Origin of the sequence: Thiobacillus sp. (assembly GCF_018780105.1) — a bacterium.
In the GTDB taxonomy this organism is placed as follows: domain Bacteria; phylum Pseudomonadota; class Gammaproteobacteria; order Burkholderiales; family Thiobacillaceae; genus Thiobacillus.
Map to the genome: position 1 here is coordinate 226,983 of NZ_JADMKC010000005.1, position 24,162 is coordinate 251,144.

Here is a 24,162-nt window from a genome sequence, read left to right on the forward strand (position 1 = left end):
AATATCCTTGAATGCATTGCGGTTTTCTGCACCTGCCTGCATTTTGCGCAGGCGCGTTTTGTATATAAGCTTGGGCTGATTAAACCAGCGAGATTGCCATGAACGCACGCACCGAACGTAAAACCATCCCGATTCAGGATATCAACGAAGCCAGCAACTGTTCCAGCGCCGAACCCTATGCGCTGATGGTGCTGGGCGATTCCATGCTGCCCGAGTTTGCCGAAGGCGAAATCATCGTGGTCGAGCCGTCCGGGCTGGTGAAGGACGGATCCTACGTGGTGGCGTTTGTGAACGATGAGTACATTTTCCGCCAGATCGTGAAGCACGATGACGGCTGGATGCTGAAGCCGCTGAACCCGGTCTACGAGAACATTCCGGTGGCGGACATCGACGTGGCCAAGGGCGTGGTCATCATGAAAAAGAACCCCGGCAAGCGCAGCGAACAGAAGCGTTATATCTGATCGTCCGCGGCGTCGGGCCGCAAACAGGCTGGGCGTCGGCTATTTATCAGTTCTATTGATGTACGCATCAATTATTTGAATAAATTAGTTGACTAAATCACTCGGGTATATGAAACTGAATGCGTAGTTTCATCTCAACCCAACCCAAGGAGTGAACCATGAGTGGACTGATTGCGAATTTCCCGAGCGATGGCGTCGTCACAGTGAACCGGGTGATCCTGAAACCCGAATTCTCCGTGGACGACCTGCAGGAGCGGGTCGCTTTCCTGTGTGAAAACGTCAAGACCTATCATTCGGATACCGGTTTTGTGGGCGGTTTTGTTGCGCTGAATTCCGGCAACGTTTCCAACGAAGGCTCGACCATCGGGCAGGCGGTGGAAAGCAAGATGAAAGGCAAGGAAGCGCTGATCGTGACGTTCTGGACGACGTTCGAGAACCACGAAAAATCGCACCGTTCCGCCACCTTCCAGCCGCTGTTCCAGAAAGTGCTGGACCTGTGCGAAAACGGCAACGAGGAAATCGCCTACGAAATGCTGTGGTCCGGCAAGGCCTACGGCCCTGAAGAAATCGCGGCGGCCCGCAAGGCCAAGGAGCAGTACGCCAACGCGGACTGATCCGGTTCGTGACAGTGAAAACGGCGGAGTTCATCCCGCCGTTTTTTTATGGATGTCTTTCGCGTTCTTTTAGCCATGATCCATGGCGCGGTCATACTTTCCGTCGCGGGCCAGGCCGTTCAACTCGCAGCGTCTGAGCAGCGCCTGCTGCGCGGTGGCGGCGTTGCTTTCCTGGCCTCGCCACGCGGCCAGCACCGGCGCCTGTAGCGCGCGGCCGTAGGAAAAGCTGACCTGCCACGGTTGCGTGCCCATCGCGTTCATGGCATTGAGGTGGTCGGTCGCGTCCTCCGCGCTTTGCCCGCCGGACAGGAACACGATCCCCGGCACCGCCGCTGGTACGTAGCGTCTGAGGCAGCGCAGCGTCGCTTCGGCCACCTCCTGCACGCCAGCCTGGCGCGCGCACTTCTTGCCGGCAATGACCATATTCGGCTTCAGCAGCATGCCCTCGAACTGCACCCGGTGGGCGTCCAGTTCGGCAAACACCGCCTCAAGCACTTGGGCCGTCACTACCTCGCAGCGCTCGATGCCGTGAGCGCCGTCCATCAGCACTTCCGGCTCCACGATCGGCACCAGCCCGGCCTCCTGGCACAGCGCGGCATAGCGCGCCAGCGCGTGGGCGTTGGCGCGAATACCGAATTGAGAGGGAATGTCGCGCTCGTCGATTTCGATCACCGCACGCCACTTGGCGAACTGCGCGCCCAGTTGCCTGAATTCGGCGAGCCGCTCGCGCAAGCCGTCGAGTCCCTCGGTCACTTTGTCGCCGGGGCAGAGCGCCAGCGCCTTGGCGCCTTGGTCGACCTTGATGCCGGGGATGATGCCGCGGCTCGACAGCAGCGTGGGAAAGGGGACGCCCTCGCGCGTGCTCTGACGCAGGGTTTCGTCAAACAGGATGACGCCGCCGACGTACTGCTCGATGCCGTCGGCGGTGAACAGGATTTCGCGGTAGCGCCGGCGATTCTCCTCGGTGGATTCCACCTGGATTGAATCGAAACGCTTCTTGATCGTGGGGTTGCTTTCGTCAGCCGCCAGCACGCCCTTTTGCTTCGCCACGATGGCGTTTGCCACGGACTTGAGTTCGACAATATTCATGGGGTGACCCTCGGATAAGGATGAATGCGCTTAGGGAATCTGTTGACGCCCTTGCTTAGCACTGTAGACCCTGATGAATGCATTTCGCAGGTCGAGACGCGCCGAACCGCTTGCTGTCATCGGCAGCGGCCGTCAGGCTGGGGGATAATCGCGCCCCATGTCTGCACCCAGCCTTCCCCCCGCCATTTTCCTGATGGGTCCCACTGCCTCCGGCAAGACTGCGCTGGCGGTCAGTCTGGTCGAACGTTTTCCGCTCGAAATCATCAGCGTCGATTCAGCGCTGGTGTATCGCGGCATGGATATCGGCACGGCCAAACCCGACGCCGCCACGCTGGCGCGCGCGCCGCATCATCTGCTCGACATTCGCGATCCCACCGAGGCGTATTCGGCGGCCGCGTTTTGCGACGATGCGTTGAGCCTGATGCGCGACATCGTGGCGCGCGGCAAAGTGCCACTGCTGGTGGGCGGCACCATGCTGTATTTCCGCGCGCTGTTGAGTGGACTCGACGACCTGCCGCGTGCCGATGCGCAGTTGCGGCAGCAACTGGAAGCCGAGGCGGCCAGGCGTGGCTGGCCGGCGCTGCATGCCGATCTGGCGCGGCTTGATCCGCCAACTGCGGCCCGGCTGGCGCCGAACGACGCGCAACGCATCGGCCGTGCGCTGGAAATCATTCAGCTGACCGGCCAGCCGATGTCGGCGCTGCTCGATCGGGTGCAAACAGCGCTGCCTTACCGGGTGTTGCAGCTTGCCCTGATCCCATCCGACCGTGCGGTTTTGCACCAGCGCATTGCTGCGCGCTTCGATGCGATGCTCGGCGAAGGCTTGATCGAGGAAGTGAAAGCCCTGCGCCAGTTGCCCGGGCTGACGGCCGATTTGCCGGCCATGCGGGCGGTGGGCTATCGGCAGGCGTGGACGTATCTCAACGGAGAGATCGATCTGAACACAATGCGCGAACAGGGGCTGGCCGCGACGCGCCAGCTCGCCAAGCGCCAGCTGACCTGGCTGCGCTCATGGCCGGATGCAGTGGCACTGGATTGTCTGGCGGATGATCTTGAAACGCAGGCGTTCGCCCGCGTCGCGCTTCATTTGCGATCCGGTTCGGGCGGCGAATCGGTCTGAACGGGGTTTGCTTGAACTGAATCTGCCTGAACAGAATCCGCCTGCACAGAATTCACTGTGGCCGTGGCTTGTCCGCGGTGCAGGCGGATGTGCAGGCTGTCGCCTGCGTGCAGGCTGGCCGCATCGTGCACCACGCGCCCATTCGCCTGCTGGACGATGCTGTAGCCGCGCGCCAGCACGCCTTCCGGGTTGAGATGCGCAAGACTGCTGCCCAGCCACGCCAGATTCGAGCGGCGTTGTAGCGCCAGGGTGTGCGTCGCGCGCTGGACGCGGGTCTGCAGCGCATTCAATTGGACTTGTTCGAGTTGAATGCGACGACGTGGCGTGACCAGCCGCTGCCTGAGCTGGCTTGTGCGCAGCTGTTCATGGGCGAGCTGGTTGCGCATGCTGTGGCCGAGCCGCTGGCTGAGACGCGCGAGGCCAAGCTGCTGCTGGCGCAGGTGTTCGGCAGGGTGAACCAGGCGGCGTGCCAGAAAATCCAGCCGCTGCATGGCGTGCTGGTGTTTGCGGCTGAGGTGGTGCTGGAGTTGCCGCGCCAGTTGCGTGAGCTGCGACAGCAGTTCCAGGCGCAGCGGGCTGGCCAGTTCGGCCGCTGCGGTCGGCGTGGGCGCGCGCAGATCGGCGGCGAAATCCGCCAGGGTGAAATCGGTTTCATGGCCGACTCCGGAGATCACCGGCATCGGGCTGGCGGCAATCGCGCGCACCACGGCTTCGTCGTTGAACGCCCACAGATCTTCCAGCGAGCCGCCGCCGCGGCAGACCAATAGCACGTCGCATTCGGCGCGCTGCCCGGCGCTGCGGATGGCTGCGGCAATCTGCGCACCGGCGCCCGCGCCCTGTACCGGCGTGGGGTAGAGGATCACCGGCAAACCCGGCATGCGGCGGGCCAGCGCGGTCAGGACATCGTGCAGGGCGGCGGCCTGCGGCGAGGTGACGATGCCGATGCAGCGCGGAAAACGCGGCAGGCTGCGCTTGTTCTCCGGGTTGAACAGGCCTTCCGCTTCGAGTTTGGCCTTGAGTTTGAGGAAGGCTTCGTACAAGCGCCCGGCGCCGGCGCGGCGGATTGCTTCGCCGGCCAGCTGGAATTCGCCGCGCGCCTCGTACAGCGTGGGCAGGGCGCGCAATTCGACGTGGTCGCCGTTGGCCGGGGTAAAGCCGGCAAACTGGTTGCGGCCGCGAAACATCACGCAGCGCACCTGGGCGCCCGCATCCTTGAGCGAAAAATACCAGTGGCCGGATGCCGCGCGGATGAAGTTGGAGACTTCGCCTTCCACCCACAGCAGCGGCAGCTGCGACTCCAGGACGCGGCGCGCCATGCGGTTGAGTTCGCTGACGGTGAGGACGGGCAGGGCAGGGGCGCTGTCGAATAGGTCGTCGATCAAATCCATGGCGCGCAGGATAGCGGGTTCGGCTTCGGCGGGTTCATTCACAGTCATCAATCTTTCATGAAAATAATGTGTCAAACCCTATTGACGTTGAATGAATAATCGTAAACCGTTGATATTTAACAGCTAAGCCCATTGGTTATTTTTTGGGCCGAAGCACTTTTTCCTTTGTGGGCGGGCGTTTAGCGTACCCGTCTGGCGGTTCCTCACAGACTTATCCACATCAATTGTGGAGAACTCGACTGGTTCGACAGCGCATCGGCTTCGACAATTGGTGCTTGCCGAAACAGGTACGCGGGCGCTACATTTCGTCTGTTGTTTTATTGGGAGTGGTATTCAGTGTTTGCCATCATTGAGGCGGCCGGTTGGCCGATCTTTCCGCTGATTCTGGCGTCTGTCATCGCGGTGGCCATCATCATCGAGCGCGCCTACAGCCTGCGCACCCAGGAAGTCGTGCCCGCCACACTGCTGCAGGAAACGATCAAGGTCTATCAGGAACGCGGCGTACCCGCCGAGCTGCTCAAGCAGTTGACCGAGAGCTCGCCGCTCGGCCGCATTTTTGCGACGGCGCTCAAGAACTCCAACAATTCGCGCGAGGTGATGAAGGAGTCGATCGAGGAATCCGGTCGCGCCGTGACTCACGAGCTCGACCGTTTCCTGACCTCGCTCGGCACCATCGCCAGCATGGCGCCCTTGCTGGGCTTGCTGGGCACGGTGATCGGCATGATCGAGATTTTCGGTGCGCAGACGGGCGGCGGCACCAACCCCGGCCAGTTGGCGCATGGCATTTCCATCGCCCTGTACAACACCGCGTTCGGTCTGATCGTCGCCATCCCGGCCATGATTGCCTACCGTTTTTTCCGCAGCAAGGTGGAATCGCTGGTGGTCGACATGGAGCAGCAGGCGATCAAGCTGGTGGAAATCGTTCACGGCGACCGGAAATGAGAGCCTGGTTCAGCAGGAATCATGCCCCGCGTTGAGACCAGGATCGGATGGATGCAAGGCGCGGCGCGCTGGCAATGGTCATCCATTGCCAAGCGTCGCAACGCCGCAGACGCCGATCCTGGTCTCAACCCAAAGGGCCGGTTGCCTGCGGGCGCATTGCCGCGTTGCGGGTCACTCATTTGGAACAACCAAACTTCGCTCCCCGTGCCTTGCACTGCATCCCGCAGGCAACCGGCGCGGGGCATGATTCCTACTGAAACAGGCTCTATCCCATGAACTTTCGTCGCGGCCGTCGGGAAGACTATCCGGAAATCAATCTGATTCCTTTCATCGACATTCTGCTGGTGATCGTGATTTTTCTGGCGGTGACCACCACCTACGCGCGCTTCGCCGAACTCAAGATCAATTTGCCCAGCAGCAGCGCTGCGCCGACGCCCAACCCGCCCAAGCAGATCGAAGTGGCGGTGGCTGAAAATGGCCGTTACCAGATCGACGCCAATGCAATTGGCGATGCCTCGGTCGACGCCCTGGCCGTGGCCTTGAAGCAGGCCGCCGGCAGCCAGAACGATCCGGTGATCGTGATCAACGCCGATGCGCGCGCGACGCATCAGTCCGTGGTCAATGTGATGGAGGCGGCGCGCCAGGCGGGCCTCGTCCGCATTACGTTCGCCACCCAAACCGCTCCCTAAAGCGTTCCCCCGTGTTTCCCTTACAGCATCTCTGGGCGCGCACGGGCGTGTTCACGGTGCTGCTCTCTCCGTTGTCCCTGCTCTTTGCCGTCGTGTCCGGGCTGCGCCGGCTGGCTTACCGGCGCGGCTGGCTGGCCTCCCGTGCCGCAGGCGTGCCGGTGATTGTCGTCGGCAACATCACGGCGGGCGGCAGCGGCAAAACCCCGCTGACCATCTGGCTGGTGAACTGGCTGCGCAGCCAGGGCTATTATCCCGGCGTGATCAGTCGTGGCTATGGCGGGACAGCGCGCGGCTGCGTCGAAGTGGAAGTCGATAGCCCGGCAGCCGAAGTGGGTGACGAGCCGTTGCTTATCCGTTTCAAAACAGCTGTCCCGGTAGTGGTAGGACGTGATCGGGTGGCCGCGGCACGCATGCTGCTGGAACGGCATCCGGAGATCGATGTGCTGGTGTCCGACGATGGCCTGCAGCACTACCGCCTGCAGCGCACCATCGAGCTGGCGGTGGTGGATGCGGCGAGCGGACTCGGTAACGGCTGGCCGCTGCCGGCCGGGCCGCTGCGCGAACCGCGCCGCCGTCTCGAGCAGGTCGATGCGGTGGTTCAGGTGGTGCGTGGGGCTACCCTGCTGCGAACGGATCTGCCGGTGGCGAGCTGGCGCGTCGATTTCAGCGCCGGCTCGGCATACCGGCTGGGCGACCCCAGGGAAACCCGCCCGCTGCACGCGCTGCCGCAGCAAGACTGGCTCGCCGCGACCGGCATTGGCCGTCCGCAAGGCTTCTTCGACATGCTGCAGGCAGCGGGCATACGCTTTACGCCACGCGCATTTCCCGACCACCACGCGTTTCGGCCACAGGATCTGCCGGCCGATGGCGCGGTGGTGATGACCGAAAAAGACGCGGTAAAATGCCTGTCGTTTGCGGGACACCAATGGTGGGCGTTGCAGCTGGATGTCGCCCCTGAACCCCGATTCATCGATTGGCTAAGTGCACGCATCGAACAAGAACTGCCCTCACGCGTGCGCAGGGAGATGCAAGATGAACAATTCTGACTGGAGCGATCGCCGCCATCCCTGCCGCTGGGAGTCGGAGGCCGGCGACGCCGGCTTCTGGATGCCCGACCGTACGGAAATTGTCACCCAGTTCTTTACGCGCTACCTGTTCTTTGCGCTGGCGGTCATTTATTTCTCGACGCTGGAAAGCGTGCCACCGGTGCTGTTCAGCATCGAGCAGCTGCTGATCGCGCTGGGGGTTTATTTCGCAGTCAACACCTGGTTCTTTCGCCAGGCCCTGAAAGGCGTCACGCTGCAGAATATCCGCGGCGCGATGGCCGCCGATCTCCTGATCGTGACCCTGTGCGTGATTCATGATCCCAATCCCATCCCGCCGTCGGCGCTGGCCTTCCTGATGGTGTTGCTGGGCAATGGCATGCGCTACGGCATGCGCCTGTTCGCCGAAGTGCTCGGTGGCGCTTTTCTGGGGATGGCGGTTTCGTTTGCTTTCCGCTATCGCATGGGCGGTTTCGAGATCAGCGCCGGCGATGTGTTTTTTGGCGTGTTCTGGATTTCGCTGGCGCTTTACGCCTACATCCTGATGGGGCGGATCGAAGGTCAGCGCCAACAACTCGACTACCGCAGCCGCTTTGACGCCCTGACCGGCTTGCTCAATCGCCACGGTTTGCTGGCAGCGGCAGACAGCCTTTTCGACAAAGCCAACGTAGGCAACCCGGCCACGGTGCTGTTTGCCGACCTCAACCAGTTCAAGATGGTCAACGACCGTTATGGCCACGGCGTCGGGGACCGCGTGCTGGCCGAGTTTGCCCAGATATTCAACGAATCGGTCGAGATGGGGGTGTGTGGCCGCTGGGGCGGCGACGAATTTGTCGCCATTTTGCCCGTGCGCAGCGACGCCGCGATGCAGCAGATATTTGAACGCATAGACGCGCGGATCCAGGCATGGAGCCAGAGCAATGGCCTGCCAATGGGTGTGAGCCTGGGGGTGGCTCACGCGCCGCAGGATGGCCACGACCTGATGACCCTGCTGTCGGTTGCAGATATCAACCTTTATCAGAAAAAGTCGCAACAGCCCACCGAGGCGAAGGCGCAGCCGTTTTACAGGAACCTTGCAGATGAACCCGAAACTTCTTGATCTTCTCGTGTGCCCGGTCTGCAAAGGCCCGTTGAACTGGAAAAAGTCCGACCATGAACTGGTGTGCCCGGCGTGCCGTATCGCCTATCCGATCCGTGACGACATCCCGGTGATGTTGCCGGAAGAGGCGCGCCCGCTCGAAGCGGACGAAATCCACGGACAGGTCTGAGCATGCATTTCCGGGTGGTGATTCCCGCGCGCTACGCGTCGAGCCGTTTGCCCGGCAAGCCGCTGGCGGATATTGGCGGGCGCCCCATGGTGTTGCATGTGGTGGAGCGCGCCCTGCAGGCCGGCGCCGAGTCGGTTGTGGTGGCGACCGACGACAGCCGCGTGCAACAGGCGGTGGCGGCAGCGGGCTATCCGGTCCTGATGACTTCGCCCGACCATCAGTCGGGAACCGAACGTCTGGTCGAGGTTGCCGAAACTCTGGGCTGGGATGATGACACCCTGGTGGTCAACGTGCAGGGCGACGAGCCGCTGATCGATCCGGCGCTGATCCGCGAAGCGGCGCGACAGCTGGTGCTGCACCAGGATGCCGTGATGGCGACTCTGGCTCACCCGCTCCATGACCATGCGGATTTTATCAATCCCAACGTCGTCAAGGTCGTGGCCGACGAGGCCGGTTACGCGCTGTACTTCAGCCGCGCGCCGATTCCGTGGCCACGCGATGCCTTCGCTTCGCAGCAGACAATGCCGCATGACCTGGGCGCCCTGCGACATATCGGCCTCTATGCGTATCGCGCCGGCTTTCTGCGCACGTATGCCAGCCTCGCCGTCTCGCCGCTGGAACGCCACGAAATGCTGGAGCAGTTGCGGGTGTTGTGGCATGGCTACCGCATCAGCCTCGGAGTCACCCCCAGCGCGCCCGCCCCGGGCGTCGATACGCCCGAAGACCTGACGCGGGTTCGTGCGCTGTTTGACGCTGCATAGCAGCCTCTTGAATCCCGCAATAAGTAATTTTTAGTGTTGCGCAGGCGAGGCTTGCCTTAGGCTACTGCGGTTTGACACATCCATAATTCAAGGGAGATATGCAATGCGTTTGATTCTGTTGGGCGGCCCTGGCGCCGGCAAAGGTACCCAGGCCAATTACATCAAGGAAAAATACGGCATTCCGCAGATCTCTACCGGCGACATGCTGCGCGCGCAGATCAAGGCCGGCAGCGAACTCGGCATGAAGGCCAAGGCCATCATGGATGCGGGCGGCTTGGTTTCCGACGACATCATCATCGGTATGGTCAAGTCGCGGCTGACCGAAGCGGACTGCAAGAACGGCTACCTGTTCGACGGCTTCCCGCGCACCATTCCGCAGGCCGAGGCGATGAAGGCAGCCGGTGTGCCGATCGATTACGTGGTCGAGATCGATGTCGCCGACGAGGAAATCGTCAAGCGCATGTCGGGCCGTCGTGTGCACGTGGCTTCGGGCCGCACTTATCACGTGGTGTTCAATCCGCCCAAAGTGGCCGGCAAGGACGACGCCACTGGCGACGACTTGATCCAGCGCGACGACGACCATGAAGACACGGTCAAAAAGCGTCTCGATGTGTATCACGCCCAGACCGAGCCGCTGGTGAAGTACTACGGCGATTGGGCCGCGCGCGGCGAAGCCGGCGCACCCAAATACGTGAAGGTTTCCGGCGTCGGTAAAGTGGAAGGCATTCGCGACGCGATTTTCGCAGCGCTGGCCTGACCGGGGTCACATGCCGCAGCAGATTGCGCCGATGACCGACACCGAGCGCTGGATCGTCTCCAGCGCGGTGAAGGAGCGCTACGGCCATGACGTCGAAATTCAGGACGTCGAAACTGAAATCCGCCTTTACATCGATGACCGCGAACTGACGCTATGTCCAGGTTTTTACTGGCTCGAACGCGGCTGTCACTTTGTGTTGTCGAAGACCGGCGATTCGCGCTACCGCAGCATGTTTTTCTACCGCATCCGCGATCGCTTTTCCACCGGGCGCGAGGAATATGACGACATCGGCGACTGCGTCACCACCTTGCTGAAAATGCAGGCCGACGAAGAAGCCAAGCGGCTCGCCGAGGACGAGGTGTCCGGCAACGGTTGATCGATCAAGCCAGCCCGCAGCAAGAGGCTGGCTTTTTTACGCATTCTTTTTCAAAAAAATAGAGGAGACTCACCATGGCGAAAAAAATGAACGCCTTCTACGCACAGTCCGGCGGCGTGACCGCCGTCATCAATGCCTCGGCCTGCGGCGTGATCGAAACCGCGCGCAAGCACAAGGACAAGATCGGCAAGGTCTATGCCGGCCGCAATGGCATCATCGGCGCGCTGACCGAAGATCTGATCGACACCACCAAGGAAACCGATGCCGCAATCGCCGCGCTGCGTTCCACGCCGTCGGGTGCTTTTGGCTCGTGTCGCTTCAAGCTCAAATCGCTGGAAGCCAACAAGCGTGAATATGCGCGCCTGATCGAAGTGTTCAAGGCGCACAACATCGGTTACTTCTTCTACAACGGTGGCGGCGATTCGGCCGATACCTGCTTCAAGGTCAGCCAGCTGTCCGAAGCGATGGGCTATCCGATCCAGGCGATCCACGTGCCGAAGACGGTCGACAACGATCTGCCGATCACCGACTGCTGTCCCGGCTTCGGCTCGGTCGCCAAATACATTGCGGTGTCCACGCTGGAAGCCAGCTTCGACGTGAAGTCGATGGCCAAGACCTCAACCAAGATTTTCGTGCTGGAAGTGATGGGTCGCCACGCCGGCTGGATCGCCGCTGCCGGCGGGCTGGTGGAAGACCATGGCATTCCTGTCGTCGTCCTGTTTCCCGAGATCGAATTCGACCAGAAGAAATTCCTCGCCCGCGTCGACAAGCTGGTCAAGGAACACGGCTTCTGCACTGTGGTGGTTTCCGAAGGCTGCCACTATCCCGATGGCACCTTCCTCGCCGAGCAGGGTACACGCGATGCCTTCGGCCATGCCCAGTTGGGCGGCGCCGCCCCGGTGGTTGCCAACATGATCAAGGACGCGCTCGGTCACAAGTTCCACTGGGCCGTTGCCGACTACCTGCAGCGCGCCGCGCGTCACATCGCGTCGAAGACCGACGTCAAGCAGGCCTACGAACTCGGCAAGAAAGCCGTCGAACTGGCGATCAAGGGCCATAACTCGGTGATGCCGACGGTCGACCGTATTTCGGATTCGCCGTACAAATACAAGATCGGTGTGGCGGACCTGAAGGATGTCGCCAACGTCGAGAAATTCATGCCGCGCGACTTCATCACCAAGGACGGTTTCGGCATCACGCCCAAGTGCAAGCGTTACCTGACGCCGCTGATCCAGGGCGAGGACTATCCGAAGTACGCGGATGGCCTGCCGGTGTATGTCACGCTGAAGAACGTCGCCGTGGCAAAGAAACTGGCGGCATTCAAACTTTAAGAGGGAGGGGGATCAGGGGTCAGGATTCAGAGATCAGGGGTGGTGCGGGCATGGCCCGCGCCCTTAAATTAAATCGCGGCGCAGCCGCACATTCCCTGACCCCTGGCCCCTGAATCCTGACCCCTAAACAATGACACTCGACCGCGCCAAACAACTGCTCAAAGTACAGGCCGACTTCGGCGGCTTCTACAACGGCAATTCGGCCAAGCTGATCCTGTCCGAAGTGCAGCGTGAGCATGGACAGGCGGCGGTGGATGAATGTATCCGTGAGCTGCATCTCGACCAGATATTCGGGTTTTCGCCGGGTACGCGGTTTGAAGGCGGCCTGGCAATGGGGAAATAGTAGGGATGGGTGACGGCGGCGCAAGCTGCCGTTTTTTTATGGACGTTTGGAGGAGACAAGAATGATGAATGAAGGTTTGCTGTTCGCCCTGGTCGCGGCAGTGCTTGCACTGCTGTACGGGGTTGTATCGATCAAATGGATACTCGGTTTGCCGACCGGCAACGACCGCATGCGCGAAATCGCAGCTGCGGTGCAGGAAGGCGCATCGGCGTATCTGAACCGGCAATACACGACCATCGGGATCGTTGGCGTGATCCTGCTGATCGCCATCTTCGTTACGTTGGGCTGGCAAACCGCGGTCGGTTTCGCCCTCGGCGCTGTCCTCTCCGGCCTCACCGGCTATATCGGCATGAACGTCTCGGTGCGCGCCAACGTGCGCACCGCGCAGGCCGCTTCGCAAGGCCTCAACGCCGCGCTCAACGTCGCCTTCAAGGGCGGCGCCATCACCGGCATGCTGGTGGTGGGCCTTGGCCTGCTCGGCGTCGCCGGCTACTACGCCGTGCTGACCCTGGTGCTGGGAGAAACCACCGAAGCCGCGACCCACGCGCTGGTCGGCCTGGCTTTCGGCGGCTCGCTGATCTCCATCTTCGCCCGACTCGGCGGCGGCATCTTCACCAAGGGTGCCGACGTCGGCGCCGACCTGGTGGGCAAGGTCGAAGCCGGCATCCCCGAGGACGACCCGCGCAACCCCGCGGTGATCGCCGATAACGTGGGCGACAACGTTGGCGACTGCGCCGGCATGGCCGCCGACCTGTTTGAAACCTACGCTGTGACCATCATCGCCACCATGTTGCTGGGTGGCCTGCTGATCACCGGTTCGCCCGAAGCGGTGATCTATCCGCTGGTGCTGGGCGGTTTCTCCATCATCGCCTCCATCGTCGGCACCTACTTCGTCAAGGCACGCGAAGGCGGCAAGATCATGAACGCGCTGTATCGCGGCCTGATCGTGTCGGGCGTGCTGGCCGCGGTCGCGTTCTATCCCATCACCAACTGGATGCTGGGCGAGGGCGTGATGATCGGCGGCGAGCTGGTGACCTCGCTGAACCTGTACTTCGCCACCCTGATCGGCCTGGCGCTGACCGCCGCCATGGTGGTCATCACGGAGTACTACACCGCCACGGAATACGGCCCGGTGCGTCATATCGCGCAGGCTTCCACCACCGGTCACGGCACCAACGTGATTGCGGGTATCGGCGTGTCGATGCGATCCACCGCACTGCCGGTGCTGGCGGTTTGTACTGCCATCTGGGGCGCCTACGCGCTGGCTGGCCTGTACGGCATTGCCATCGCCGCCACCTCGATGTTGTCGATGGCCGGCATCATCGTCGCGCTCGACGCCTACGGCCCGATCACCGACAACGCCGGCGGCATCGCCGAAATGGCCGGTCTGCCGGACAACATCCGCAACATCACCGATCCGCTCGACGCCGTCGGCAACACCACCAAGGCCGTCACCAAGGGCTATGCCATCGGTTCAGCCGGCCTCGCCGCGCTGGTGCTGTTCGCTGACTACACGCACGCGATCAATGCCAAGGCGCTGCTGGCCGACCCGCTTGCCCAGGCCATGACCTTCGACCTGTCCAACCACATGGTCATCATCGGCCTGTTCATCGGCGGCATGGTGCCCTACCTGTTCGCCGCGATGGGCATGGAAGCGGTCGGCCGCGCCGCCGGTTCTGTGGTGGTGGAGGTGCGCCGCCAGTTCAAGAGCATCCCCGGCATCATGGAAGGCACGGCCAAGCCCGAATACGGCACCTGCGTCGACATGCTGACCAAGGCCGCGATCAAGGAAATGATCGTACCCTCGCTGCTGCCGGTCGCGGTGCCGGTCATCGTCGGCCTCACCCTCGGCGCGCAGGCGCTCGGCGGCGTGCTGGTCGGCACCATCATCACCGGCATCTTCGTGGCGATTTCGATGACCACCGGCGGTGGCGCGTGGGACAACGCCAAGAAGTACATCGAGGAAGGCAACTTCGGCGGTAAGGGTAGCGAGGCGCACAAGGCCGCCGTCACCGGCGACACCGTGGGTGATCCCTACAAGGACACCGCCGGCCCGGCTGTCAACCCGCTGATCAAGATCATCAACATTGTGGCGCTGCTGATCGTGCCGCTGATCATGTAAAACCGATGCGGATTGAAATACGTTAAGCTTCGTCTTGTTTTGCTGGCGCTGCATCTGGCCGGCAACTCGGGACGACTATCAAATAACATAGGAGGAAGCAGAAGATGGCAAAAAATGTAGGCGGTATCGACCGTATCGTTCGTGCTGTAGTGGGCATTGGCCTGATTTACTGGGCCATGACACCGACCGGTCCGATGATGGTTGCCGGCCCGATTGGTTTCATTGTGTTGCTCACCGCGATCTTCGGCTGGTGTCCGGCATACCTGCCGTTCGGCATTAAAACCTGCAAAGTGAAATAAACTTTCAGCCTTCTGCAGGGTCATGCAAAGTGCGCCCGTCGGGCGCACTTTTTTTGGGACATTCCATGCGATTCATTTCAGTAGCCTTTGCGCTGGCCCTCAGCGGCGCCGCCCACGCCGGTGGAGTCGATCGCCTCAAAGCCTTTGTCATCGGTGCGAAAACGGCCGAAGCCGATTTCACCCAGACCGTCTCGGACAAGTCCGGCCGGATCACCCAGCAAGCCAGCGGGAAAATGATGTTTGCCCGCCCCGGCAAGTTCCGCTGGGATTATGTTGCACCTTATGAGCAGGTCATCGTCAGCGACGGCGTCAAGCTGTGGCTTTATGACGCGGATCTGGATCAGGTTTCCGTCAAGGCGCTGGGCGACGTCGTGGCCGGTACGCCGGCGGCCTTGCTGGCCGGCGATAACGCCATCGAAAAATATTTCAGCCTGAAAAATGCGGGAGAGAGCGGAGGGCTGGAATGGCTGGACGCCACCCCGAAGAATCGCGACACGACTTTCGAGCGCATCCGCATGGGCTTCAGGGGCGATGTGCTGGTGCAAATGGAAATGTATGATTATTTTGGCCAGCGCACCACGCTTAAACTGAGCCGGTTTTCGCGCAATCCGCTGATTCCACCGTCCCGTTTCAAGTTCACTCCGCCCCAGGGGGCCGACATCATTGGTGACTGACGACCTGTTCCAATCCCACGCCGCGCCCGCGCACTCGATGGATGTGCCGCTGGCCGAGCGCCTGCGTCCGCGCACCCTGGGCGAAGTCGTCGGGCAACGCCATCTTTTGGGACCGGGCAAGCCGCTCAAGCTCGCTTTCGATGCAGGCAAGCTGCATTCGATGATTTTGTGGGGGCCGCCGGGGGTGGGGAAAACCACGCTGGCGCGGCTCACCGCACAAGCTTTCGGCGCGGACTTCATCGCCATTTCCGCTGTGCTTTCCGGCGTCAAGGACATCCGCGAAGCGGTCGAACGCGCCCGCATGAACCAGTCCATGGGGCGCGCCACCATCGTATTCGTCGACGAGGTACACCGTTTCAACAAGGCGCAGCAGGATGCGTTCTTGCCGCACGTCGAAGGTGGGTTGTTCACCTTCATTGGCGCCACCACGGAAAACCCCTCGTTCGAAGTTGTCGGCGCCTTGCTTTCGCGCGCCCAGGTCTACGTCCTGAAATCGCTGTCGCCCGAGGAACTGGGCGAATTGCTGCAGCACGCGTTGCGTGAATTACCCGAACTGAAGCTGGCCGACGGCGTCGATCAGCTGCTGGCGGCTTACGCCGACGGCGACGCACGCAAGCTGCTGAATCTGCTGGAACAGCTCGACAGCGCCGCGCGCACGGCGCAGGTGAGCCAGATCGATACGGTATTTGTCGAGAATGCGCTGGCGCAATCCCTGCGTCGCTTCGACAAGGGCGGCGAGGCGTTTTACGACCAGATTTCCGCACTGCACAAAAGCGTGCGCGGTTCCGCGCCCGACGCCGCGCTGTACTGGCTGGTGCGGATGCTCGATGGCGGTGCCGACCCGCGCTATCTGGGGCGGCGGCTGATCCGGATGGCATCCGAGGACACCGGTCTGGCCGACCCGCGCGCACTGGGCATCACGCTTGATGCGGTTGAAGCCTACGAGCGCCTCGGCAGTCCGGAAGGCGAGCTGGCGCTGGCCGAAGCCTGTCTTTATCTCGCCTGTGCGCCCAAAAGCAATGCGGCCTACATGGCCTACAACGCGGCACGCGCTTTCGTGGCGGCCAACCCTTCGAATGAGGTTCCGCTGCATCTGCGCAATGCGCCCACCAAACTCATGAAGGAGCTCGGCTACGGCCGTACCTATCGCTATGCGCACGATGAGCCGGAGGCCTACGCTGCGGGCGAATGCTATTTTCCGGACGACGTGCCGGAGCAACACTGGTATCAGCCGACGCCACGCGGCCTGGAAGGCAAAATTGCCGACAAGCTGGCGCATTTGCGCGCCCTGGACGCAGCAAAAAAAGGGCGATGAAAGGGGGCCGAAGCCCCCTTTTCATTGCCCGGAATGACTGGGTCAATCCGCTTAGAACTTGTAGACCACGCCAGCTGACAGCAGATCGATATCCGCTTCGCCGGTGCCGCCATTGCTGATCGAGCTGCCGACTTCAAAGAAACGTTCCCAATCCAGGCGCAGTCCGACTGCCGGGGTGAGGTTGTATTGCGCGCCGAGGCCGAACGACCAGGCGAGGTCGGTATCACCTGTATTATTGGTAGGAGTGTTGGCAATCGTTCCGTTGACTTCGGCATTGAGGAAATTCATGCCGCCGCGGGCCGACAGGACGAAGCTGGGATTGATGGCATAGGTGCCAACCAGATCCATGATCATGCCGTTGACTTCGCGCGTACCGCTTTGCGTGCCGCTGTAGGTGACTTCGCCCAGGTCGATGTAGCCCACTTCCATCGAAATGTATTCGTTGACTTCCAGTCCACCGAAGATTTTCCAGCCGGTGTCGGAGTCGTCGCAGCTCACGCCGGTCGGGCAGCTGATGTCCGAGGTGGCCTTGCCTGCGCCGGCACCGATGTAGGGCGACAGGGTGAGATCGAAAAAGCCGGCGGATACGGGGGTGGACAGGGCGAGTGCTGCGGCCATTGCGGCGGCCAGATGCATCGTGCGCATATAAAACTCCTCCAAGATTTGTGTTGTGATGGGTCGCTGCTCAAGTACTGGCGCTGACCAGATTGAAGCGCAAGCAGATTAATCGATTTTATTGCATTTAGATAGCCGCCTGAGGTGTGGTTGATGAGTCGTTGCCGTCAGGAGACAGCCCGGATTCCGGCGCGCGCTCCGGATGCTGGGCTGCGGCATCGTGCTAGACTGCCCAAAAGTTTGAGACGAGCATGGCTGAGGAGTCTGATCTTTCCCGTACCGAACCGGCAAGTTCGCAGCGTCTGCAGCAGGCGCGGCAGGCGGGCGATGTTCCGCGCTCGGCCGAACTGGCGGCGTGGGTGGTGTTGCTGGCCGCGCTGGGTTTGCTGGGTTGGCTGGCCCCCCGTTTGCTGCTTGCCTTGCAGTTCATGATCGAGACAGCACTTATCACTGCCGCACAGCCTTCTTCCCCCGCCTTGTTTGCCGCCGTCCAGTCCGCACTGTGGGCGCTATTGCCGCTGCTGGGTTTGGTTCTGGCAGTCGCCGTGGCCGCGCCGCTACTGCTTTCGGGCTGGGTATTCGCACCCCGGCGCATGCAGTTCGATCTGCTGCGTGCCAATCCGCTTCAAGCCTTTTCCCGTTTGTTTTCTGCCGATGCCTGGTTCGATGGATCGCTGGCGCTGCTGAAGCTTGCGCTGGCTGCTGCGGCTGTCGCCTGGATGCTGGCGAGCGGGGCGGGGCTGGCTGATTTGACCGGGACTTCGTCTGGTCTGGCGCAAGCGGCCGCCTGGCTGGAGCGTGGCTTGCTTGCCTTGGCTGCGGCGCTGGCGCTGGCTGCGGCTTTGGATGCCGCCTGGCGTTGGTGGCGTTATCTGCGTCGCCACGCGATGACCTGGCAGGAGGTGTTGGCCGAGGCGCGCGAGGCCGAGGTCAATCCGGAAATCCGTGCCCAGATGCGGGGGCGCCAGCAACAGGCCGGGCAGGGCGAACTGGCCAGCGGGGCGGAAGCCAAACCTGTTTTGTCCGGTTCGATCAATGAGGTGATCGGGTGAGCGCGCAGGGTGTCATGGTGATGGGCATGCCGGTGAACCGTTTGGCGGTGCCACTGCTGGTGCTGCTGATCCTGGCCATGATGGTGCTGCCGCTGCCCACCCTGATGCTCGATGTGCTGCTGACGCTCAACATCGCGCTGGCCATGATCGTGTTGCTGGTCAGCCTGAATGCGCGGCGCCCGCTCGATTTTTCGGTATTTCCGACGGTATTGCTGCTGACCACTTTGTTGCGCCTGTCGCTCAATGTGGCCTCCACCCGCATCATCCTGATGCAGGGCCAAACCGGGCCGGACGCGGCAGGCAAAGTGATCGAGTCCTTCGGCAGCTTTCTGGTCGGCGGCAACATTGCGGTCGGCTTCGTGGTGTTCCTGATTCTGGTGATCATCAATTTCGTCGTCATCACCAAAGGGGCCGGCCGCATCGCCGAGGTGGCGGCGCGCTTCACCCTCGATTCGATGCCCGGCAAACAATTGGCGGTCGACGCCGATCTGAACGCCGGCTTCATCAATGAAGTCGAGGCGCGCACGCGGCGTCACGACATCGGCCGAGAAGCCGATTTTTACGGCGCCATGGACGGCGCATCCAAGTTCGTTCGCGGCGACGCCGTTGCCGGCATGATCATCCTGGTGGTGAACCTGATCGGCGGCATTGCCATCGGCCTGCTGCAGCACAATCTCGGCATCGGCGAAGCGGTGGGCCGCTATGCCTTGCTGACGGTGGGCGACGGGCTGGTGACGCAGATCCCTGCGCTGATCATCTCGACCGCCGCGGGTATCGTGGTCAGTCGGGCATCGAGCGAACAGGATTTGTCGCGCGAGTTTTCCACCCAGGTTTTCGGCCAGCCGCACATCCTGTATGTGGCGGCAGCGGTGCTGGCCATTCTGGGCGCCATCCCTGGCACGCCGCATCTGGCTTTCCTGACCATCGCGGCAGTGTTGAGTGCGCTGGGACTGTGGCTGGCGCGGCGCCAGCGCGAACAACCCGAAGCCGAACTGCCGGGCTTGATCGAGGACTCGGCCGCCCCGGTCGATGTCACCTGGGACGATATCCCACCGGTGGATGTGCTGGCGCTCGAGGTCGGCTACCGGCTGATTTCGCTGGTAGACCGCAATCAAGGCGGCGAGGCGCTGACCCGGATCACCGATGCGCGGCGTCGATTTGCAACGGACATGGGGCTGGTCGTGCCGCTCATCCGGGTGCGCGACAACCTCGATCTCAAGCAGAACGCCTACCGCATTACCCTCAAGGGTGTGGATGTGGCGCACGGTGAGATGCCCAGCGGCCAGGTGCTGGCGGTCGACATGGGCGACGTGCTGGGACGTATCGAGGGCGCGCCGGGCGTCGATCCGCTGAGCGGCCTGGGCGGCGTCTGGATCGAGGCAGGGCGCGAAGAGGAAGCCACCTTGCGCGGATTCGTGGTGTTCACTGCAGCCGAGTTGATCGCCCGCCAGGTCGAGCAGGTGTTCCGCCAGCACGCGCCCGAACTGCTGGGGCGCGTCGAGGTGCAGCAGCTTCTCAATACCCTGATGCGCAGCCATCCGGGGCTGGTCGAGGATGTCACCCCACGCCATTTGCCGCTCACCAGCGTGCAGGTCGTGCTGCAGCAGCTGATCGCGGAAAACGTCTCGATCCGTGATAGCCGGACCCTGTTTGAAACCCTGGCGGCGCGTGCGCCGAACAGCCAGTCGATCGAGGATCTGGTGGAAACCGTGCGTGCTGCGCTGGGGCGCAGCATCGTCGATCGTCTGTTCGAAGGCAGCAACGAACTGCATGTGATCGGGCTGGCTGCCGCCACCGAGACGCGTTTGCTGAATGAAATGGGCGACGAGGGCGAGGCGCTGCTGTCGCCGACCACGCTGGATGCGCTGAACGAGGCGGCGGAGCGCGCCGTGGCGGAACAGGAGCATGCGGGTTACCCGCCGGTGCTGCTGACTTCGCCCAGTCTGCGCGCCATCCTGTCGCGGTTGTTGCGGCGCAACTATCCGCAGCTGGCCGTGGTGGCGTATGCCGAAGTGCCCGCCGATAAAACGGTGCAGGTGAATAGCGAACTTGCCATTGGAGGACACGCATGAGTGCGCAGGTTTTTATCGCGGCAAGCGCGCGTGAGGCGCTGGAAAAAGTTCGGCGCGAACTGGGCGACGATGCCGTGGTGCTGTCGACGCGGCCACATCCGCAGGGCGTCGAACTGCTGGCCAGCGGCTATGGAAAATTGGCGGCCACGGCAGCCGCAGAAGCAGGCGATGCGCCGGACAGCGCCAGCGGCTCGCGCATCCTGAGCGAACTGGCGCGGCTGCGCGGCATGCTGCAAAACCAGCTGGCGGGTTTCGCCTGGGGGGCCGAACGGCGGCGCGATCCGCAGCGGGTCGCGTTGATGCAGACCCTGTTCGCGGCCGGATTCGGCAGTGCGCTGGCACGCACCCTGGCTGCACGCTTGCCGCGCGGACTCGATACGCCGGCAGCGCAACGCTGGCTGCGGCAGGTGCTGATCCGCAACCTGCCGCTGCTGCCGGGCGCGGCCGGCTGGCTGGCCCAAGGCGGCCGCTATGCGCTGGCGGGCTCGACCGGTTCGGGCAAGACCACGACCCTGGCCAAACTCGCCGCGCGCGGGGTGGATGCGCATGGCGCAGAGCAGGTGGCCCTGGTGGCGGCAGATGCTTTCCGCGTCGGCGCAGCGGCGCAACTCACGGTGTATGCCGATCTGCTTGGTGTGTCGCTGTACGTGGCCGAGCATCCCGCCCATCTGGTGCAATTGCTGCCGCAGCTTGCGGGCAAAAAACTGGTGCTGATCGACACCGCGGGCTTTGCCCCGTCGGATCCGCGTACCCGCGATGCGCACGCGCTCGACGCTTTGGGCGTGCGTCGTCTCGCGGTGATCTCCGCCAGCCAGCAGGGTGCGGCGATCGAACAGGCGATGGCCCGATTCGGACAAGGCGCGGCGGCCTGCATCCTGACCAAGCTCGACGAAGCGCCGCAGCCGGGCGCCGCGCTCGACAGCCTGATCCGCCATCGCCTGCCGCTGGCTTACCTCAGCGGCGGCCAGCGCGTGCCGGAAGACCTGCATCTTGCCAATGCGCCCTATCTGATCGACCGTGCGCTGAAAGGTGGCCAGCTGGCCACGCCGTTTGCGCTGGAGGCCGAAGACTGGCCGCTGTTCGCGGGCGTCGAGGCCGAGCGTGCCGAACGTCATGCAGCGGGTTAACCCGTCCGATCAGGCAGCCGGTCTGCGGCGACGCAGCGCTCGCCTGCCGCCAGCCTGTACGTACTGTTTTTTTGACAGCGCCGAATGGCTCGCCAAACTGGCGAATACGCTGCAGCAGGGCGGCCAAAGCGCGCTGCTGATCGACCGCCGGGGACGCTTGTTTGCCGGCGCGCCCACGCGCAGCCTGTTCGACTGGGAGCAGCAGCTTGCGCGGGGTGAACTGCACACGCAGCCGTTGAGCGCCGGAGAGGGCTGGTATGCGCCCGGGCTGCGGGCGGACGTGCCCGCCTTGCGCGAAGTGGCGCGGGCTTACGATCATCTGCTGTTCGACGAGGAATCGAGCGGTGCGGAACTGATACTGATGCCTGGAGCGACACAGCGTTTCCTGATCGAGGTCCAGGATGCGCAGCCTTCTCTGCTGCGTGCCTACACCTTGCTCAAAACCCTGTCCCATGCAGTCAGCGGAGGGCAGGTGGGCTTGCTGGGCGACCCGGCTGCCTGTGCGCAACTGCATGCGGCCGCGCGCCACTTTCTTCCGCAGCCATTTGCCCGGACAATCCACTGCGCGGCTGACGGCGATACTGCTTTTTCAGCGCTTGCCGTTAGAATGCTTGGCGAGGAGACGCGTCACCTGACACGTTTTGAAATAGAAAATCACGAAAGCATGGCCTTGAAAAATGGCTGACAAACCCCTGTCGCAAGACGAACAAATCGCCAAATACGCCCCGCTGGTCAAGCGGATCGCCTATCACATGATGGCGCGCCTGCCGGCCAGCGTGGAAGTCGACGACCTGATCCAGGTCGGCCTGATCGGCCTGATGGATGCCGTCGGGCGTTTCGACGGCACCCAGGGCGCGCAATTCGAATCCTATGCAACCCAGCGCATTCGCGGCTCCATGCTCGACGAGCTGCGCGAAGCCGACTGGCTGCCGCGTCATGTGCGGCAGAAATCGCGGCAGATCGAAGCCACGATCAGCAAGCTTGAACAGCGCAACGGCAAACCGCCCACCGAGCACGAAATTTCTGCCGAGATGGGGATGGAGATCGACCAGTATCAAGCCATGCTGGGCGATGTGAAATGTTCGCAGCTGTTGTATTACGAAGACTTCGCCGATGACGACAGCGCCAGTTTCCTGGAACGCTATCTGGTCGATGGCAGCAACGACCCGCTCGCCGTGCTGGAAGACGAGGGCTTTCGCGGCAGCCTGGTTGCCGCGATTCACCATCTGCCCGAGCGGGAACGCAGCATGATGGGCATGTACTACGAGCAGGATATGAACCTGAAGGAAATCGGCGTGGTGCTTGGCGTGTCCGAATCGCGCGTGTGCCAGTTGCATTCGCAGGCAGTGGCACGGCTGCGCGCCCAGCTCAAGATCTGGAAAAGCTGACAGCACCCTGAAACACGGGCGAGGCAGGGCGAAACGCGGATAAATCCGCGATAATGGCGGCTTGTTTATACGCCTGCCCCTGCCGCCATGACCCCCGCCGAACTCAAGAAAAAAGCCCTCGATTACCACCGCCTGCCCAAGCCGGGCAAACTCTCGGTGGAATCCTCCAAACCCTGTTCGACCCAGGAAGACCTGTCGCTCGCGTACACCCCGGGCGTGGCGCAGCCGGTGCTGGAAATTGCCAAAAATCCCAAGGCCGCCTACGATTACACCAACAAGGGCAATCTGATTGCCGTAATCACCGACGGTACTGCGATCCTGGGGCTGGGAAATCGTGGCCCGCTCGCAGCCAAGCCGGTCATGGAAGGCAAGGCCGTGCTGTTCAAGCAGTTCGCCGGCATTGATGTGTTCGACATCGAAGTCAACGCCAAGACGCCGCAGGACTTCATCAAAGTGGTCGAAGCGATTGCCCCAACCTTCGGTGGCATCAACCTCGAGGACATCGCCGCGCCGCATTGCTTCGAAATCGAGGCGGCGCTGAAGAAGAAACTCGACATTCCGGTATTCCACGACGACCAGCACGGCACCGCCGTCATCATTTGCGCCGGCCTCATCAACGCGCTGCACGTTCAGGGCAAGAACCTCGATACGGCAAAGATTGTCTGCCTGGGCGCCGGGGCCGCAGGTATTGCATCGATGAAACTGCTGGTGGCGATGGGCGCGAAGAAGGCCAATATCACCTTGGTCGATTCCAAAGGCGTGGTGCACAAGGAACGCACCGATCTCAACGGCTTCAAGAAAGGCTTTGCGCGCAAGACAAAATTGCGCACGCTCACTGAAGCGATGCAGGGTGCCGACGTATTCGTCGGCGTGTCGGGCGCCAACCTGGTCAGCCCGGCGATGGTGAAGAGCATGGCCGACAAGCCTGTGGTCTTTGCGCTGGCCAACCCCAATCCCGAAATCCTGCCGCAAAAAGCCATGGCCGCGCGCAGCGACCTCGTGATGGCGACGGGACGCTCGGACTTTCCGAATCAGGTCAACAACGTGCTGGGTTTCCCGTTCATTTTCCGCGGTGCCCTCGACGCACGAGCCAAGGAGATCACCGAGGCCATGCTGATCGCTGCCGTCCATGCGCTGGCCGAACTGGCCCGCGAGCCGGTTCCGGCATCGGTACTGAAAGCCTACAAGCTGAAGAAGCTGGTGTTCGGCCCGGATTACATTCTGCCGAAGCCGTTCGATCCGCGTCTGGCCGAGCGGGTGCCGCAGGCGGTGGCGAAGGCTGCGAAATCGGGCAACCGGCGCTGAGTCAGTTTCAA

Annotated in this window: 26 protein-coding genes; 23 read left to right on the top strand and 3 right to left on the bottom strand. The window is 62.4% G+C overall.

Annotated elements, in window-relative coordinates; translation table 11 throughout:
• Positions 1-98: 98 nt before the first annotated feature.
• Positions 99-461 carry a S24 family peptidase gene (locus IV098_RS05395; RefSeq protein ID WP_296886795.1) on the top strand — a complete coding sequence of 121 codons (363 nt, stop codon included), beginning with the start codon at positions 99-101 and terminating at the stop codon, positions 459-461.
• Between the two features lie 158 nt (positions 462-619).
• Complete coding sequence (locus tag IV098_RS05400; RefSeq protein WP_296886796.1) at positions 620-1,075, top strand: ligand-binding protein SH3; 456 nt, start codon at positions 620-622, stop codon at positions 1,073-1,075.
• Between the two features lie 69 nt (positions 1,076-1,144).
• On the opposite strand, the gene IV098_RS05405 is transcribed toward IV098_RS05400, so the two are convergent.
• Positions 1,145-2,164, bottom strand: a complete 1,020-nt coding sequence (locus IV098_RS05405) for a class I fructose-bisphosphate aldolase (protein ID WP_296886797.1) — start codon at positions 2,162-2,164, stop codon at positions 1,145-1,147.
• 157 nt (positions 2,165-2,321) lie between these two features.
• On the opposite strand from IV098_RS05405, the gene miaA reads away from it, so the two are divergent.
• Positions 2,322-3,284: a tRNA (adenosine(37)-N6)-dimethylallyltransferase MiaA gene (gene miaA / locus IV098_RS05410; RefSeq protein ID WP_296886798.1), complete on the top strand. Its 963-nt coding sequence runs from the start codon at positions 2,322-2,324 to the stop codon at positions 3,282-3,284.
• Here the strand turns inward: miaA and xseA are convergent.
• Complete coding sequence (xseA, locus tag IV098_RS05415) at positions 3,248-4,672, bottom strand: exodeoxyribonuclease VII large subunit (RefSeq protein ID WP_296887085.1); 1,425 nt, start codon at positions 4,670-4,672, stop codon at positions 3,248-3,250. The two genes, miaA and xseA, sit on opposite strands and share 37 nt — an antisense overlap.
• A 336-nt stretch (positions 4,673-5,008) precedes the next feature.
• On the opposite strand from xseA, the gene IV098_RS05420 reads away from it, so the two are divergent.
• The 14 genes from IV098_RS05420 (at position 5,009) to IV098_RS05485 (ending at position 16,592) form a co-directional block, all read left to right on the top strand.
• Positions 5,009-5,614, top strand: coding sequence for a MotA/TolQ/ExbB proton channel family protein (locus tag IV098_RS05420; protein ID WP_296886799.1), 606 nt, complete (start codon positions 5,009-5,011; stop codon positions 5,612-5,614).
• Between the two features lie 272 nt (positions 5,615-5,886).
• On the top strand, positions 5,887-6,303 hold the full coding sequence (locus IV098_RS05425) for a biopolymer transporter ExbD (RefSeq protein WP_296886800.1): 417 nt from the start codon (positions 5,887-5,889) through the stop codon (positions 6,301-6,303).
• Between the two features lie 11 nt (positions 6,304-6,314).
• Positions 6,315-7,349 (top strand): tetraacyldisaccharide 4'-kinase, encoded by a 1,035-nt coding sequence (gene lpxK, locus IV098_RS05430; protein ID WP_296886801.1) that lies wholly within the window; start codon positions 6,315-6,317, stop codon positions 7,347-7,349.
• Positions 7,336-8,445, top strand: coding sequence for a diguanylate cyclase (locus IV098_RS05435; protein ID WP_296886802.1), 1,110 nt, complete (start codon positions 7,336-7,338; stop codon positions 8,443-8,445). The genes lpxK and IV098_RS05435 overlap by 14 nt, the downstream gene beginning before the upstream one ends.
• Positions 8,426-8,614: a Trm112 family protein gene (locus tag IV098_RS05440; RefSeq protein ID WP_296886803.1), complete on the top strand. Its 189-nt coding sequence runs from the start codon at positions 8,426-8,428 to the stop codon at positions 8,612-8,614. The genes IV098_RS05435 and IV098_RS05440 overlap by 20 nt, the downstream gene beginning before the upstream one ends.
• A 2-nt stretch (positions 8,615-8,616) precedes the next feature.
• Positions 8,617-9,375 (top strand): 3-deoxy-manno-octulosonate cytidylyltransferase, encoded by a 759-nt coding sequence (gene kdsB, locus IV098_RS05445; protein ID WP_296886804.1) that lies wholly within the window; start codon positions 8,617-8,619, stop codon positions 9,373-9,375.
• A 103-nt stretch (positions 9,376-9,478) separates the two neighbouring features.
• Positions 9,479-10,132, top strand: a complete 654-nt coding sequence (gene adk, locus IV098_RS05450) for an adenylate kinase (protein WP_296886805.1) — start codon at positions 9,479-9,481, stop codon at positions 10,130-10,132.
• A 10-nt stretch (positions 10,133-10,142) separates the two neighbouring features.
• The gene (locus IV098_RS05455; protein WP_296886806.1) at positions 10,143-10,508 is read left to right on the top strand and encodes a hypothetical protein; all 366 of its coding nucleotides are present in this window, start codon (positions 10,143-10,145) and stop codon (positions 10,506-10,508) included.
• Positions 10,509-10,582: 74 nt separating this feature from the next.
• Positions 10,583-11,839: a 6-phosphofructokinase gene (locus IV098_RS05460; RefSeq protein ID WP_296886807.1), complete on the top strand. Its 1,257-nt coding sequence runs from the start codon at positions 10,583-10,585 to the stop codon at positions 11,837-11,839.
• A 130-nt stretch (positions 11,840-11,969) separates the two neighbouring features.
• Complete coding sequence (locus IV098_RS05465; protein WP_296886808.1) at positions 11,970-12,182, top strand: hypothetical protein; 213 nt, start codon at positions 11,970-11,972, stop codon at positions 12,180-12,182.
• Positions 12,183-12,246: 64 nt separating this feature from the next.
• Entirely contained in the window at positions 12,247-14,304 is a 2,058-nt protein-coding gene (locus IV098_RS05470) for a sodium-translocating pyrophosphatase (RefSeq protein ID WP_296887087.1), read from the top strand.
• 104 nt (positions 14,305-14,408) lie between these two features.
• A complete protein-coding gene (locus IV098_RS05475) occupies positions 14,409-14,603 on the top strand; it encodes a DUF2892 domain-containing protein (protein ID WP_296886809.1) in 195 nt (64 codons plus the stop codon).
• Between the two features lie 65 nt (positions 14,604-14,668).
• Positions 14,669-15,277, top strand: a complete 609-nt coding sequence (gene lolA / locus IV098_RS05480) for an outer membrane lipoprotein chaperone LolA (RefSeq protein WP_296886810.1) — start codon at positions 14,669-14,671, stop codon at positions 15,275-15,277.
• Between the two features lie 37 nt (positions 15,278-15,314).
• Positions 15,315-16,592, top strand: coding sequence for a replication-associated recombination protein A (locus IV098_RS05485; protein ID WP_296887089.1), 1,278 nt, complete (start codon positions 15,315-15,317; stop codon positions 16,590-16,592).
• Positions 16,593-16,643: 51 nt separating this feature from the next.
• Here the strand turns inward: IV098_RS05485 and IV098_RS05490 are convergent, their stop codons facing one another.
• Complete coding sequence (locus IV098_RS05490; protein WP_296886811.1) at positions 16,644-17,237, bottom strand: outer membrane beta-barrel protein; 594 nt, start codon at positions 17,235-17,237, stop codon at positions 16,644-16,646.
• A gap of 221 nt (positions 17,238-17,458) precedes the next feature.
• Between IV098_RS05490 and IV098_RS05495 the strand changes: the two genes are divergently transcribed.
• From IV098_RS05495 to IV098_RS05520, 6 genes are all read left to right on the top strand, one after another.
• The gene (locus IV098_RS05495; RefSeq protein ID WP_296886812.1) at positions 17,459-18,259 is read left to right on the top strand and encodes an EscU/YscU/HrcU family type III secretion system export apparatus switch protein; all 801 of its coding nucleotides are present in this window, start codon (positions 17,459-17,461) and stop codon (positions 18,257-18,259) included.
• A gap of 20 nt (positions 18,260-18,279) precedes the next feature.
• Positions 18,280-20,331, top strand: a complete 2,052-nt coding sequence (gene flhA / locus IV098_RS05500; RefSeq protein ID WP_296887091.1) for a flagellar biosynthesis protein FlhA — start codon at positions 18,280-18,282, stop codon at positions 20,329-20,331.
• Entirely contained in the window at positions 20,328-21,458 is a 1,131-nt protein-coding gene (locus IV098_RS05505) for a flagellar biosynthesis protein FlhF (RefSeq protein ID WP_296886814.1), read from the top strand. The genes flhA and IV098_RS05505 overlap by 4 nt, the downstream gene beginning before the upstream one ends.
• On the top strand, positions 21,445-22,143 hold the full coding sequence (locus IV098_RS05510) for a hypothetical protein (RefSeq protein WP_296886816.1): 699 nt from the start codon (positions 21,445-21,447) through the stop codon (positions 22,141-22,143). Before IV098_RS05505 ends, IV098_RS05510 begins: the two co-directional genes overlap by 14 nt.
• The gene (locus tag IV098_RS05515; protein ID WP_296886818.1) at positions 22,136-22,846 is read left to right on the top strand and encodes an RNA polymerase sigma factor FliA; all 711 of its coding nucleotides are present in this window, start codon (positions 22,136-22,138) and stop codon (positions 22,844-22,846) included. The genes IV098_RS05510 and IV098_RS05515 overlap by 8 nt, the downstream gene beginning before the upstream one ends.
• An 87-nt stretch (positions 22,847-22,933) precedes the next feature.
• Positions 22,934-24,151: a malic enzyme-like NAD(P)-binding protein gene (locus IV098_RS05520; protein WP_296886820.1), complete on the top strand. Its 1,218-nt coding sequence runs from the start codon at positions 22,934-22,936 to the stop codon at positions 24,149-24,151.
• Positions 24,152-24,162 lie beyond the last annotated feature (11 nt).